At 46.8% G+C, this 15467-nt stretch carries 11 protein-coding genes; 2 read left to right on the forward strand and 9 right to left on the reverse strand.

Features of this window, described 5'->3' with window-relative positions:
• Positions 1–189 precede the first annotated feature (189 nt).
• The gene (gene pruA / locus ACFOLF_RS16390) at positions 190–1761 is read right to left on the reverse strand and encodes an L-glutamate gamma-semialdehyde dehydrogenase (RefSeq protein ID WP_210045042.1); all 1572 of its coding nucleotides are present in this window, start codon (positions 1759–1761) and stop codon (positions 190–192) included.
• Between the two features lie 380 nt (positions 1762–2141).
• On the opposite strand from pruA, the gene ACFOLF_RS16395 reads away from it, so the two are divergent.
• The gene (locus ACFOLF_RS16395) at positions 2142–3458 is read left to right on the forward strand and encodes a transposase (protein WP_210045043.1); all 1317 of its coding nucleotides are present in this window, start codon (positions 2142–2144) and stop codon (positions 3456–3458) included.
• 639 nt (positions 3459–4097) lie between these two features.
• On the opposite strand, the gene ACFOLF_RS16400 is transcribed toward ACFOLF_RS16395, so the two are convergent.
• The 3 genes from ACFOLF_RS16400 to ACFOLF_RS16410 are packed head-to-tail and all read right to left on the reverse strand — an operon-like array spanning position 4098 to position 7127.
• The gene (locus tag ACFOLF_RS16400; protein WP_210045044.1) at positions 4098–4748 is read right to left on the reverse strand and encodes an ATP-binding cassette domain-containing protein; all 651 of its coding nucleotides are present in this window, start codon (positions 4746–4748) and stop codon (positions 4098–4100) included.
• 52 nt (positions 4749–4800) lie between these two features.
• Positions 4801–6324 carry a hypothetical protein gene (locus ACFOLF_RS16405; protein WP_210045045.1) on the reverse strand — a complete coding sequence of 508 codons (1524 nt, stop codon included), beginning with the start codon at positions 6322–6324 and terminating at the stop codon, positions 4801–4803.
• A complete protein-coding gene (locus ACFOLF_RS16410; RefSeq protein ID WP_210045046.1) occupies positions 6321–7127 on the reverse strand; it encodes a hypothetical protein in 807 nt (268 codons plus the stop codon). Before ACFOLF_RS16410 ends, ACFOLF_RS16405 begins: the two co-directional genes overlap by 4 nt.
• 600 nt (positions 7128–7727) lie before the next feature.
• On the opposite strand from ACFOLF_RS16410, the gene ACFOLF_RS16415 reads away from it, so the two are divergent.
• On the forward strand, positions 7728–8138 hold the full coding sequence (locus tag ACFOLF_RS16415) for a hypothetical protein (protein WP_210045047.1): 411 nt from the start codon (positions 7728–7730) through the stop codon (positions 8136–8138).
• Between the two features lie 309 nt (positions 8139–8447).
• Here ACFOLF_RS16415 and ACFOLF_RS16420 read toward each other — a convergent pair whose 3' ends face one another.
• The 5 genes from ACFOLF_RS16420 to murQ form a co-directional block, all read right to left on the reverse strand.
• On the reverse strand, positions 8448–10148 hold the full coding sequence (locus ACFOLF_RS16420) for a sigma-54 interaction domain-containing protein (protein WP_210045048.1): 1701 nt from the start codon (positions 10146–10148) through the stop codon (positions 8448–8450).
• Between the two features lie 106 nt (positions 10149–10254).
• Positions 10255–11448 carry an ornithine--oxo-acid transaminase gene (locus ACFOLF_RS16425; RefSeq protein ID WP_210045049.1) on the reverse strand — a complete coding sequence of 398 codons (1194 nt, stop codon included), beginning with the start codon at positions 11446–11448 and terminating at the stop codon, positions 10255–10257.
• 366 nt (positions 11449–11814) lie between these two features.
• Positions 11815–13206 carry an MATE family efflux transporter gene (locus ACFOLF_RS16430; RefSeq protein WP_210045050.1) on the reverse strand — a complete coding sequence of 464 codons (1392 nt, stop codon included), beginning with the start codon at positions 13204–13206 and terminating at the stop codon, positions 11815–11817.
• A 396-nt stretch (positions 13207–13602) separates the two neighbouring features.
• Entirely contained in the window at positions 13603–14526 is a 924-nt protein-coding gene (locus tag ACFOLF_RS16435; protein ID WP_210045051.1) for a BadF/BadG/BcrA/BcrD ATPase family protein, read from the reverse strand.
• A 12-nt stretch (positions 14527–14538) separates the two neighbouring features.
• Positions 14539–15456 (reverse strand): N-acetylmuramic acid 6-phosphate etherase, encoded by a 918-nt coding sequence (gene murQ / locus ACFOLF_RS16440; RefSeq protein ID WP_210045052.1) that lies wholly within the window; start codon positions 15454–15456, stop codon positions 14539–14541.
• Positions 15457–15467: the final 11 nt, after the last annotated feature.

Raw genomic sequence — 15467 nt, forward strand, 5'->3', positions numbered from 1 at the left:
ACCCATTTCATGAATTTATTTTTGCGGCCCGCCGGGATACAACCATATCCGCATGAAAAAGGCTGCCCTCACGGCGTTCTTGCGAACACGGAAGGGCAGCCTTTTTTTGCTAATGGTTCCGGGAAGATAAAAATAATATAATGGCCATTTCGCACCTACCCGTTTCGGCGCTCCGGCGACCCGATGAATTTAGGCTTCGTTTTTTCTGGATGTCAGTTTGGACTGAGTAAATTGAAGCAAATAATCGTAGCCGCCCGCCTTGGAATCGGTTCCCGACATGTTAAAGCCGCCGAACGGGTGAACGCCTACCAAAGCGCCCGTACATTTGCGGTTGATATACAAATTTCCGCAGTGCATTTCTTCAAGCGCACAGGAAATCCTCTGCTCTTCGCGTGAAAAGAAAGAGCCAGTCAAACCGTATTCCGTATCGTTATACATGCCGATCGCTTCTTTCCAATCCTCCGCTGCCGCAATCGCCAGAACGGGACCGAATATCTCCTCCTGCATGATACGCGCTTCGGATTTGACGTCCGCGAACACGGTCGGTTGAATATAGAATCCGTTCCCTTCCGCCTTTTCTCCGCCGACGACCAACCGCCCTTCCTCCTTGCCGATTTCAATATATTCCAAGATCTTGTCATAGGATTTGCGGTCGATAACCGGACCTGCGGGGTAATTGTCTTCCGGAAGCCCGATTTGCAGCTTTCTCGTCAGATCGGCTACTTTCTCCAAAACTTGATCATAAACGGATTTGACGACGATGGCGCGCGAGCCTGCCGAACATTTCTGTCCCTGGAAGCCGAAAGCCGAAGCGACGATAGCGGAGGCGGCTTGATCCAAATCCGCCGTCTCATCCACAACGATACCATCCTTCCCGCCCAGCTCGGCTACGACGCGTTTAATCCAGATTTGACCTTTTGCCGTCCCGGAAGCAATATGATTGATTCGCAAGCCAACTTCCTTGGAGCCCGTAAAATTAATGAATCGCGTTTGCGGATGAGAGGTGATATAATCGCCCACTTCCGCCCCGCTGCCCGGAACGAAATTGATGACGCCCGCAGGCAATCCGACCTCTTCCATTAAAGTCACGAACTTGTGCGCAATAACCGCGGTAGGACTTGCCGGTTTCAGCAGGACGGTGTTGCCGCATACGACCGCCGCGGATGTCATCCCTGCCAGGATGGCTAATGGAAAGTTCCATGGAGGGATAATGGCGCCGACCCCCAGCGGAATATACGTTAACCTGTTTGTTTCCCCACTGAGCTTCGTCAAGGGCCGAAGCGTATTGATTTCGCTCAAGCGAATCATTTCTCTTGCGTAAAAATCCAGAAAATCGATGGCTTCCGCCGTATCGGCATCGGCTTCCGGCCAGTTCTTCCCCGCCTCCAATACCATTAAAGCCGAAAATTCATGTTTTCTCAGGCGCATTAAATCCGCTGCGTCAAAAAGGTATTGCGCACGCTCGACGGCAGGCGTCTTTTTCCAGCTTTCGAACGCCGCAACCGCAGCGTTCATAGCACGCTCGACCAATTCCACCGAAGCTTTGCTCACATGCCCGATGACCTCATCCAGATTGCCCGGATTTATCGACACGTTTTTTTCTGCTGTCATCACCTTTTCGGCACCGATGAAAAGCGGATATTCGCCGCCCAGCTGTCCCCTGACTTTGTCCAGGGCGGCTTTCATCGCACGCTGATTTTCCTCTAATGAGAAATCGGTAAACGGTTCGTTGACAAAAGAAGTACTCATGCTGTTTTTCATCTTCCCACGCTCCTATTTTTGAGGATTGTATAAACAAAATGATTAGGATAAATCAGATTATGCCGTCCGACTATAGACTGTTCAGTATATGTCCTATATTGAACATTTTTGTATCTTTATTGTACATTGACGTACAATATTTGTATATGAATTTGTTTGACCGCTTTCTATAAAACCGCGGCCGCTAGGTTGTCTTCCCACGACGTGAGGAGACTTCCATCCTTTAGTCTATGCCCTGCCAAGCGCAAAAAAGCCTGCCCCCTTTTCGAAGGCCACTGAAAAGGTCCTTCTGAATAAAAAGGCACATCCCCTCATTTTTTTGAGGAGATGTGCCTTTTTTTCTTGTATAATTTAAGTATCATTGCGAGAGGGTGAACCCATTGTTCCAGCCTCAAATCTCATTTGCGTTTAGCCCTTATACAGCGTTGTATGACCTCATTGTGCCGAAAGATAACATGCTACGCCAAATTAATGAGCTGGTAGACTTCTCCTTTGTCTACGATGAATGGAAAGCGAACTACTGTCTGGATAATGGCCGAAACGCCATTGACCCCTTGCGGATGTTTAAATATCTACTTCTTAAAGCCATTTTCGAGGTGTCGGATGTCGATTTAGTCGAACGCTCTCGGTACGACATGTCATTCAAATACTTTCTTCAGATGGCACCGGAAGAGCCGGTCATGGACCCGAGCTCGCTCACAAAGTTCCGCAAAATTCGGTTGAAAGACCTCAATCTTTTGGATCTGTTAATCGGCAAGACGGTCGAACTGGCTATCGCACAGGGAATCCTAAAGAGCACCGCCAAAAATACGGTGGATACGCTCGAGGCCGAGATCGACTATTGCCAGAAACTCATTGAGGCCACCGAAACGAAACTTGGCATCGCTCAACTGCCTAAGATCACGGAACCGCTGAACATGCTCAAAGAAACCGTTGAAGATGACGTGGAGCAACTGCGCATTTCACAAGATCAAGACGCCCGCGTCGGACATAAGAGCGCAGACTCTTCGTTTTTTGGCTACAAGACGCATATAGCTATGACCGAGGAACGAATCATTACAGCGGCAATCGTAACAACAGGCGAGAAGAACGACGGAAAACAACTGCAGGCCCTTATCGAGAAAAGCAAAGCCACGGGTATGGAAATAACGACTGTGATCGGCGATACGGCGTATTCGGAGAAGGACAACTTAGCGTACAGCAAGGAAAATGAAATCGAACTGATTTCAAGGCTTCACCCGCAAATTTCGCAAGGTATGCGCAAGAAGAAAGACGAGTTCGAATTCAACAAAGATGCAGGCATGTACGTATGCAAAGCCGGCCATATGGCGATCCGCAAAGCAAGGCAAGGAACGAAGGGCAAAGGAAAAAACCAGACGGATACCTACTATTTCGATGTGGAGCTTTGCAAACGGTGCCCCTTCAAAGTGGGATGTTACAAAGAAGGATCCAAAACCAAAACGTACTCCGTAAGTATTAAATCCGGGGAACATGCGGAACAGATGGCCTTCCAGGAAAGTGAGTATTTCAAGGTAAAAGCAAAAGAACGCTACAAAATTGAAGCGAAAAACAGTGAGCTTAAACATCGGCACGGGTACGACGTAGCGTCGTCCTCGGGTCTGTTAGGGATGCAAATACAAGGAGCTATGGCGATATTTGCAGTGAATTTAAAACGAATCATGAAGTTAGCGGACTAAGAAAAAACAGAGCAATACCACATAAAAAGCGACACCTACCCGCGGGGTAAGTGTCGCTTTTTTTTAAATATAACTTGGGTTACTGGAAAAGCTTAAGTTCTTCAGTGGCCTCCCTCTAATGAGCGAGTCTTTTTTAACCATGCCTTTAATCCTTCTTTCTATCAAATGGAGCTTATTTTCTTTTCTTGTGTAACACAAAAAAACGCACCTAGAATCAATCTCTCAGGGAAGAGATTAACTCCATCCCTAGTTCGAATCAATATCTTTTTCATCCCCAAAGCCTTCATCGCTTTACGTTCAAACGTACGAATCTTTACGAAAAGCGACAATAGTATTCCTATCCCTCGTAACATCAATCATTCTGAAAGTCAATGACATCCCCCACAGATTTACACCTATGCCGTGACTAAAAAACTACCTCATTCACAACTTACGATCGATCCCGCGATAGGCTTACTTAAAAAAAGGAGCAGCTGCTGTGGCAGTTGCTCCATACTATTGTACCCAGATAGCTTAATAAACTCTTCTTCTCAATCCGTATTAAAATTATGCTACTCCGAATTTTTCATTGTTTATACCGGTGCCCGCGTCGATGAACTGCTTAATATCAATATTAATTTTATTATTGGTAATTCATTTCTATGTAACTTTGGGCTCTACATTTTCCAGCTTTTGATTTCGAATTCGAAACACCTGATCACATAGCAGATCGATATCTTCCTGATTATGGCTTGTTAGGATGATGGTCTTCCCGTCTTGCTTGTAATTTAGGAGCAACTCGCGAATATTCTTTACACTATCGATATCTAGTGCATTAAATGGCTCATCCAGAATCAGCACATCCTGATTCTCCATAATTGCTTGGGCAAGCGCAATTTTCTGCTTCATTCCTAACGAATAGCTTTTCAACTTTTGGCGAGCGGCAGGATCTAATCCGACCAGACGCATCGTACTCTGAATCTCTTGATCACTAATCTTGTGCTGAATGTCTGCCCACCTCTTCAAATTTTCAAATCCTGTCTGACCCGCTATATAGCCTGGCCGATCAATAATTATCCCAAAGTTACTTGGAAAATCAGATTGCTTATTGCGATATTTGGGATGAATATGCACTTCTCCCTGATCTGGCTTGATAAACCCACAGATTAGCTTGAATAAAACGGATTTCCCTGAGCCATTCGGACCTGTAATTCCATATATTTTTCCTTGTTCAAAGGTAGCGTTTGCATGATTCAGCAATAGGTTTCCTTTGAAAGATTTGCTAACATTCACAACCTCGATCAGCTTCATCACATCATCTCCAGTCCTTATTTGTTATAGTATTTCGCTTCATTTAACTATATTAATAAAATGCTATATTTTTCTTCCTAAACAAATACAAAATTACGCCGAATTCGATTAGGAGATATATGACAAGCACTCCTGTAATCCTTAGTAAATCCTCCCACTGTCCGCTAACGTAACCCATACTATTGAGCCCTGCCGGTAGCCAGCCCCCCACATTAATCATCGGCAAAGCTGCGAGTACCAACACGCCCAGCGTTATAAGACTATAGGACGCATCCTTAAATAACCAGGCAGTGATAAATACAATCATGATTCCACTTATGATTTGCAACCAGCCATTGAACAGAAACTGATACAAGACTTGACTGAAATTCAAATCAGGCAGTATCGTAACTTTCGGCTCAAGGGTTTGACCGGAGATCAGACCCACGATCACTGTCAGGACAACCAATACTACAAGCAATGCAACAGCACCCAGTCCGATTCTGCCTCCTAAACGGGCCAACCAGCGGGGCAATGATCGATATCGGATAGCAACATAATAGAAACGGCCCGATAAATATTCCGTAATGTACACCTGAAACAGATACACAAAACCCATAAATACAATAACATAAAACAGAAAAGACAATAACGAAACCCCACCTTCTGGCGAAACACCGGAGAAACGAAGATATAGAGTATCCCATACCGTAACCGGCTTCACCCCCGGATTAAGATACGGGCTGGTGATGCCCAGCAGACATAGCAACGCATAACCTAAGTACGGATAGTGAGCTTTAATCCACATTTTGATCGTCGGCAACCGCCATTTTTTTAGCAAAGGTACAAGAAAGATACAGATTATTAGGATTCCTACTAAGATCATAAATGCTGGATAAATTTCACGAAACGTTCCGTAACTTGAGGGGAACGTCATATAGTTAAAAGCTATCAACTGCGGTAACTCTGGGAAATATCTAAAAGATACCAGAGCGTATAATAAAATGGTGAAACTGATAATTCCTAAATATATGAGATTGGAAAAATACAGATATAGAGCCGCAATAAAAGCATGTACTACTAGCATAAAAATAATAAGTAAACATAGTTGAAGAAAAAGGACCACGTAAGGCGACAAGTTAGATTGCATCGAAAATGAACTCATATAGTTAAAAGTAGAGAGGTCTGCTGAACTAAAGGCACTCCATGTTGTTTCATAAGGTAACCCCGCAGTTAGAAGAACTGAGGTAATCAACAATATCGTTGTAATGACCACAACAATTGGACTAAATAATTTTACCGAATACATAACCCATTTCGACCAGCTTTGCACACGTACCAAGTAGGTTATATCAAACGTTTCCCTTATGGATACACAGGATAAGAGAAGCAACACAGGGAGAATTAGGTAAAGCAGCATGAAGGGGTCACCGGAAATGCCAATGAGAATATCCCACTGATTTAATCTCGATTGAATGAATATGGAAGAATCAATAACATTTTGACGCTTACTCCAGCCAAAAATAAACATAAGAATAAAAAGAAATGACCATTTCCAAGTCAACCATTCATCTAAAAGCTTTTTAAAATACATCATGTGAGGCTATCTACTTTAGACGTATTTCGCTTTACATATGTGGTCAGCCAGAAAAGGCCAACAGTAAGAACGAAAAATGGTACAAATGCAGTCCAAATCGGATTTTGTAAATAGTCGAAAGGGAAGATAACATAGTTGGGCCGATAAGTTTCTATACCCAATGAAGCGAGCGTGAAGCTCACAATTAAATAAACAATATAAGGCAGAGTTAAAGCCAGGAATCGATTTTTCATGATCAATACTAGAAAAAAACCAATTGATGAATATACGGCTGCATTAATCCCTACCCAGAGCGAGTATAGAATGCCGTATGTAAAAGTGCCATATTTGAGGAGCTGTGTAAATGTATGACGCGTGTAGGTATCTGCTTTTATATTATCTTTTGTTAGCCCATACCCTTCTGGGTCATATTCTGCAACGCCCAAATGAGGTTCAATATAATAAGCAAAGAGGAAGGAAACAAAAATTAGAATAAAAAAGAATAAACACGTTAGTATTATATTAGCAGTTAGTTTGATGTACACGGTATCCATTATTGGTCTACGCATACGGCTATAGGTCAAAAAACGATTTTTTACTTCCCCCGAAAATGAAGCTACAAACACCAAAATGGCTATAATCGGAAAAGTAATTGGTAATCCTCCATCCAGAATAAATGTAAAATAATTCAACGAATCTCTTAATTGATAATTCTGACTTCTGTACACAGCAAAAGAAATCAGAGCGATTGTCACTAAGATAGAAAAAAATAGAAACATTGGCGTTATTTTACTTTTAATTTCCCGCATTACTTCTCTGAGCATTATTTTCATCCTTTCTATTATACTAATATACTAATTTGGCTATTCCTCAATCAGATCACTTTTGACTGTTCTCTCAATTTTAGATCACTTTTATATACGAACAAACATTTGTTTTGATGATCCCATTCGTTCGAAGTAATGCGAGAGAATAACCAACGATACTGATTGAACATTCAGAAGAGCGCTGTCAGGAAATAGTATTCCATACTTTGTAAAATTAACCCCCTTTCATTTGTTTACCCAAGAAGATTTGTCTGGTTCACTCTCCCTAGACTATATAAGCACCCGAAGACTTATTTAAATGAGTTCTTTATCACTTCAATCTAAACTTTGATGAATCGGACTCTCGGACATCTCATGTCCTTATTCATTTCTTCTATCGGTGTTCTAAGCTAGTGATTGATAGTCATATAACTAATTCTATTCTCAATCAACTATTCAAACAATACAAAAATATCCATTTCCAAAAAAAAGTATAACACCAAAATAAACATAGCGCAAATAATATAGCACTAATAAATAATATAAGATAGTCCTTTTTTTCCGTTTTTAACCATGTATAATAATGGATGTAAGGAAAAAAAAGGAGATGATGTAATAATGTTTAAGAAGAAATTTTTGGTAGGAAGCCTGACCACTGCTTTATTATTAACTGGTGGTATTTCTGCTGCTTTTGCTAGTGATTTTCAAGTTTTAGGAACTGATTACCAATCTTTTAGTTTAGTAGTACCCGGAAATAATGTTAATGATTCAAGGGGTGAAACTGGGTCTCAAACAAAATCTACTTCAGGTGCACAAGCGGGTTTGCAGATGAACTCTACAGGTGGATCATCTCTGGATGTACGAACAGAATCTCCTAATGGAGATGGTAGTTGGAAAGATGGCGTAACATCTAGTGAGACTTATGCTATCAATAGCCCACAACTATCAGGGTCAGATGTACACCTACAATTCAGCACAGGCTTATTGCAAGGCCCCGTTACTGTTACTGGTAATTGGAGAAGCAACTAATTGGACTTATGATATTTAATAAAGAAAGCCTTGAGCTAAGTGCTCAGGGCTTTCTTGCTTTTCCATTATACACATACAATGACATCCATTGTTCTTTTTTATTTTGGAAAATTCCTTTCCTATTACACTGCATTTCGCACTTAAATTAAGAAAAAACAGAGCAATACCACATAAAAAGCGACACCTATCCGCGGGGTAAGTGTCGCTTTTTTTTAAATATAACTTGGGTCACTGGAAAAGCTTAAGTTCTTCAGTGGCCTCCCCTTTTCGGGGCAGGCTTTTTTTGCCGGAACAAGCATAAGCTTACATTCAAAACTTGATTCCGTATTCCTTCATTTTGTTATAAAGCGTTCCTCTGGAAATACCAAGCAGCTTTGCGGCTGCGCTTTTATTCCCGTAAGCCTTGTGCAGCGCTTCGTAAATGATCGCATTCTCTTCCTGATCGGTCAGTCTCGCTTTCAGGAAGATATCTCCCTCTTCAATCCTGCCGTTATCGTGCTGGAGCTCCGAGACCAAGCCTTGGGGCAGTTGTTCTACCGATATGGCGCCGCCATCCCCGAGTACAACAATTCGTTCTACGACATTGCGCAGTTCCCTTATGTTACCGGGCCAATCGTAATTCATCAGCGCAGTCATGACATCCTTGTCGGGTTTGGGAATAAGCTTATTGTACTGCAATGAAAATTCACGCAAGAACGCCTGCACAAGCTCGGGAATATCCTCCATTCGTTCACGGAGGGGCGGCATTTCAATCCCCATCACATTTAATTTATAATACAGCTCCTCCAGAAAGTAACCCTCCTCCATCCGGGATTGCAAGGAGGCGGATGCCGTCGCAATGATTCGAGTATCCGCTCGGACGGCTTCCTCCCCGCCGATCCGGAGGAAGGAGCCGCTTTTTATAAATTGCAGCAGCTTCAGCTGCATGTGAGGCGGCATCTTGTCGATATCCTTCAGCAGGAGGGTGCCTCCCGCCGCCAGTTCGAGCTTGCCCGCTTTCCCTTGGTCGCCTTGACTGGTAAACGCTCCTCCCTGATAACCGAACAATTCGGTTTCCAGAAGTCCTCCCGGAAGCGCTCCGCAATGAATGGTAAGGAAGGAAGCGTCCTTCCCCCCTGCTCCGTCATGGATCGCCTGCGCCAGCATTTCTTTGCCAGATCCCGCTTCGCCTGTCAAAAGAACGGGCGTATGAACGCGGGTGAATTTCTTCGCAAGCTCCAAAACGCGTTTAAACATAATCCCCGAGCCGATAATGGCGGCAAAAGACCGGTCCTGCTCAACCATTGCGGGAACAGCGGAATAAAGCTCTTCGTTCAAACGGACAATTCGGGTAATGTCCTGTTCCGTGGCGATACCGCCAATGATCCTGCCGTTTTCCATGATAGGGGAAGCGCTGATCAGCACATGGGTATCGGGGGTCGGCTGATGATAGACCTGGCGGACGGGGCGCCCCTCATCCAATACCCGTTGGAGCATAATCGACTCCTGGTCAAAATGCTCGCCGATCTTCCTGCCGATGATCGTTTCCTTGCGAATCCCGTAAACCTGTTCTGCCGCCTGATTCCAATAGATCACTTTTCCTTTTTGGTCAACTGCCGTTACAGCTTCATTAACCGTCTCGACCAATGCGATAAAATATGAGGTTAACCGCCGCTTCTCATCTATCAGGCATTCTGCGATCCTGCGGGCAGTTGTCACGCCCCGAATCTCCGACGGATTTTCTCCTATCAGGACAGGCCTGTCCGAAGTCAGTTCCAGCTCCATAAGGCGATTCAACGGACAAATGGGCGATCCGGGAGATTTCGTGAATTTGATCCATTCCCGCAGCTGCATCTTTGGATCCGATAGTTCCAGCAGTACGGATTCACTGTCAGCTACAACATACGCGAGCTTATCTATAAAGACGACAAAACGGTTTTGTTCCAGCAGCACCCGCACTTCCGCCAAGGAAATCTCCTTCTCGATCAGGGCAAAAGACGAATCAATATACAACTGTTCAAAATTGAACATGTTCGATAGTATCCTTTCCTTCGTGACTCTCTTTATTAACTTATCACAGAAGGGAAATCAATTCCAACCCGATATGCTTGAAGAAACCATTCCGCAACTCTAATCCTTAAGAAGCGAAAACATGCCGTATGCGTTCCACCGCCCATTGCAAATCAGCCTCCGAAATCACAAGCGGGGGCGCGAGACGGATAACCTTCTCATGCGTCTCCTTGCACAGCAGCCCGGCCTGCTTCAGCCTCTCGCAATAGGGACGCGCAGGGCCGGCTGTCTCAATCGCGACGAACAAGCCCCTGCCTCGGATATCAATGATGTCGGGGTGATGAAGCTGTCTCAGCTTTGCAAGCAGATCTGCACCGAGCGATAAGGATCTATCCGCCAGCTGCTCTTCCTCCGTTACCCGCAGCGCCGCAACCGCAACCGCGCTGGCAAGCGGATTGCCGCCGAAGGTCGAGCCGTGCGAGCCCGGTTCGAATACGCCGAGGATGCTGCTGTCCGCAGCAACGGCCGATACCGGGAACACGCCTCCTCCGAGAGCTTTGCCCATGATGTAAACGTCGGGAACGACCTCTTCCCAATCGCATGCGAACCGCTTGCCGGTGCGGCCGAAGCCTGTCTGGATCTCGTCCGCCATCAACAGTACGCCCCGCTCCCGGCACAGCGCCGCCGCTCCACGCAAATAGCCGTCCGGCGGAATAACGATCCCCGCTTCCCCTTGGATGGGCTCGACCAGAAACGCAGCCGTATTCGGCGTGATCGCCTTCTCAAGCGCCTCCAGATCCCCATAAGGAATGATCTTGAAGCCGGGAAGGAACGGACCGAAGTGCTCACGATATGCAGGCTCCGAGGAGAACGAAGTGGCGGCGAGCGTCCTTCCGTGGAAGTTGCCCTCGCACACGATAATTTCCGCCTGGTTATCAGGAATCCCCTTCACCCGGTATCCCCAGCGGCGGGCTGCCTTGACGGCAGTCTCAACCGCCTCCACTCCCGTGTTCATCGGCAGCATCGTATTTTTGCCGGTCAGCTCTGTCACCAGCTCCATCAGCTCTGCCAGCGGCTCATTATAGAAGGCACGCGACGTTAACGTAACGAGATCGGCCTGACGCTTCAAAGCTTCGATAATCCGCGGATGCCTGTGCCCCTGATTCAGCGCGGAGTAGCCGCTCAGCATATCCATATACCGCCGCCCTTGCTGATCCTCAACCCATACGCCCTCCGCTTCGGCAATGACGATTGGCAGCGGATGATAATTATGAGCTCCAAGACGCTCCGTAATGGAGATTATGTCCCTGGCTTGTTTCATTGTCGTCCCCTCTTCCTTACCTTATTGAATTAATGTGCACGTCCTGCTTGCTTACCTCTTCCGTCTTACTATATGTGTAAAATAAAGACTTGAGACAGAATAATAAGCAAGACGAACCGGCTCCGCCGTCCTCTGAAGGCCCCGTTGGTTTCTTCCCTTAGACTTTATAGAACAAGCATAGGAGTGAAGCTTATAAACTCTATAAGCTGCAAAAAAAGGGACGCCTGTTCGGCATCCCTTTCGACCAATCGGTGGCAGCGTACATGTGATACATTCCCTAAGAATTATGCCCGGACAGCAGGCATCTGCTTGTTAGGGACGCCAGCGCTCAGCTGGACTTTATCTTCTTATAATGAAGAGAGAGGCTCAGTCGATCAACCGGTGCTGATACCACTTCTTCCCGGCAAACCGCCACAGGAAGATGGAGCCGCGCACTCCCCATTCACAGTTCATAGCAAGCCAGATGCCGATAATTCCAAAGTCCAGCACAATGCCCAGAATATAACCCAGCACAATCCGGAACAACCACATGGACAGCATGGCGACGATAGATGTGAATCTTGAATCGCCCGCTGCCCGAAGCGCTGACGGCATGATGAAGCTGATCGACCAGAGGGGGATTTGGGCAATGATATTGATCAGCACGATCGTAAAGATATCGTCCACGATCTCGGCAGGCGGATGAAACAAACTGACAAGCGGCCCAAACAAGGGGAGAATGATCAAACCCATCAGGATAAAGGCAAAAGACGACAGCCAGAGGAACGATTTTGTGAATTTGCGGGCGTCCTCGATATTGCGTCTCCCCATGCATTGACCGACCACTGTGATGAGCGTAATGGTCAAGGCATTGGAGGGAATTTGGGACAAGCCGGCGAATGAAGCGCTGATGGCATTGGTCGCGATGGCGAAAGTGCCGAGACCGACAATGAACACCTGGGTTAAAATTTTTCCGCCATTGAAAAACATCTGCTCCGCCGCAAAGGGAAGACCGACGAACAGGATCCTCTTGAGCATGACCGCATTCACATGAAGCATATCCCGAATTTGAATATGCAGGGTGGTGCTCATCTTCAACAAGAAGAGGATCGCGCAGACTGCAGCCAGATAACGGGCAATGTTCACCGCAATGACCATCCCGTGGACACCCATATGCAGGAAGTTGATAAAAACAATATTGAGCAGCACGTAAGACAAGTTCATGAATAAGGAAAGGCCCAGCGAAGCCCTGCTCTTCCCGATCCCCCTGAGCGCGCCGCAGACCGCCTCCACGATAGCAATTCCAACATAGGACATACTGCTTCCAACCAGATAAACCTTGGCATTGGCGAATACATCCTCTGAAGCCGCTCCGAACAGCAGATTCAGAACCGGATGGTGAAACACGATGATAAACAGACTGATGGCCAAGGCCAACAACGAAACCGAGGACACGGAGCTGGCTGCAGCTTTGGAAACCATCAAATCATTGCCGTTTCCTTTATACTGCGCAACCACAACCGTTCCTCCGGTCGATACGGCGACGAAGACCCCGATCAGAAACATATTGAGCGAATCGATCATATTGACCGCGCTGATCGCCGCCACGCCTGACGAGCTGATCATAGCGGTATTCACCAGACTCAGAGATACGATGAAGGCCTGATCAATCAGAATCGGAATGAAAAGGGCAATAATTTGACGATAATCGATTGATTCTCCGGACAAATGTTTCTCCAGGAATCCCTGCGTCCGGATTTTCAATTGGGCTTGATTCAACTCATCACATTCTTTTTGTTGGATTAAGAAGAAGCTTGCTGGCGCCCGTGCCCGTTCTGGGCCGCTTTGCACTTTCTTCCCTCGTGATACGTGCTTATATTTAAAAAAACCCTTCACGTAGAAGAGCTGCGCTTTTAGGCAATATGCAGGAATGATATAAATACCGATGCGTGACCCGCGCACGCTTTTTCCTCTGATAGATGCTATCACTGGGTGAGAAGTCTGTCAACGTAAAATATGCTCCTCTTTTGGAAATGAAATACGGCCCGTTTCTTGAATGGGCTGCAGGACAGCTTCCTGACTCCAGCCTGCCAGCTCATATATACATAGAAAAAACGGAGCTGCACTTTCACAGGACTCCGTTTTTTCACCGTTTATATCGATACCTTGTCTATCCTAGCACTTCTGCAGCGATTGCAGGGCAATCAGCGCCGCCCCATAGGCCGCATTGCGGGCAGGCTTAAGGACCGTGATCCGGGGAAACTCCGCCTGGACGAGCTCCGCAAGCCTCTCATACACATAATGAATATGAGTGAAAACACTCCCGTTTGCCACAAGCGTTATGTCCCGATCCTTAAAATGGAGCGTATGAATGAGTGTTGCCGACATCAAATAAAGCTCGTTCACCGCATCATCCAAAATCCGCTTCGCCCTACCGTCCCCCGCCAGATGAGCCTCGTACACAACTTTGGCCAACGAGGCAATCTGCGGCTTGCCCGCGGTCTTATACACATATTGAAGGAATAGCTCTGGCCGCTCGATGCCAATCTCCTTCATGATCATCGGGAGCAGCAGGGTCGGAGCCTCACGGCCATCATAGCTGCGGATGGCTGCTTTAATGGCAGTAATGCCAATGTCATAGCCGCCGCCTTCATCTCCGATCAGATGCCCCCAGCCGCCGGCACGCGCGCGGTTGCCGCTCAAATCCCGGGCGAATCCAAACGATCCCGTTCCTGATACGAGCGTGATTCCCTCTTGCTTCCCGCTTCCGGCAACAAGCACAGCCTCTGCGTCATGGGTAATGGTAAGACTGCCCGTCACCCCGCATTTTTCAAACACGCCGCTTAATACCTGCTTCTCATAAGGGCGGTCAACACCGGCACTGCCAAGACAAAGCGCGGCACAATCAGCTATACTCCGTCCCGAGATCTCCGCCGTATGGTCAAGCAGCTCGCTCAGCTCCCGCTCAACCTCTTCCACGCTGGTCGCATATATATTAGTCGGCCCGCCCTGCAGTTCAAACAGCTGATTGCCGTCCAAATCCATCATATGCAAAATGCTCTTGGTCCCTCCGCCATCAATTCCAATGACGTATTTCATTTGTCCATCCACCTACCTGCCCTGCGCCGACCGGGCTCCTGCAATTGCTTTGGTGACAAAGCCATTCGCCTCCTCAAGATACCGAGACGCCTCCGGCTTGCTTAAACCCGTTTCTATCATCACGATTGCGGTCTTCACATGATTGCCGGCATCAAGCAGCTTGCGCTCCGCCTCTTCGGCCGTTGCGCCTGTTGCCTGCATCAAGATATTGCGCGCCCTCTCTTGCAGCTTCTGGTTGCTCACATGAAGATCAATCATTAAATTCTGATAAACCTTGCCTCTTTTGATCATCGCTGTCGTGGTCAACATATTAAGAATCATTTTCTGAGCGGTTGCCGCCTTGAGACGCGTGGAGCCGGTCAGAACCTCAGGCCCGACCTCCACTTCAATGGCGATATCCGCATACTTGCCCAGGATTGAGTTCCGGTTGCAAGCCACCGCTGCGGTAAACGCACCAATTTGCCTGGCATATTGCAAGGCGCCTTTGACATAGGGCGTTCTCCCGCTCGCGGCCAATCCGACCAGAATATCTTTTGCATTCAATTGTCTGCTCTCTAAATCAAGCGCGCCTTGATGCTCATCGTCCTCGGCCCCTTCGACGGCAGTCACGAATGCCCCTTCTCCGCCGGCAATCAACGCCTCAACGGTTTGAGGATCGACGCCAAAGGTAGGCGGAATCTCGGAAGCGTCAAGTACGCCCAATCTCCCGCTTGTTCCGGCTCCAATATAGACCAGTCGGCCGCCCTGCTCCAAAGCCTGCACAATCCTGGCGATTACGGCCTCTATCTCAGGCAGTGCTTGCCGAACCGCTTCAGCAACCTTGCCGTCTTCATCATTCATGATATGGATAATCTCTTTAATGCTTAGTTCGCTTAAGTCAAGCGTTCGTTCATTGCGCTGCTCGGTCACAAGATGCTGCAATGTGTCCATAAAACATTCCT

Source organism: Paenibacillus sepulcri (assembly GCF_042647105.1).
In the GTDB taxonomy this organism is placed as follows: domain Bacteria; phylum Bacillota; class Bacilli; order Paenibacillales; family Paenibacillaceae; genus Paenibacillus_Z; species Paenibacillus_Z sepulcri.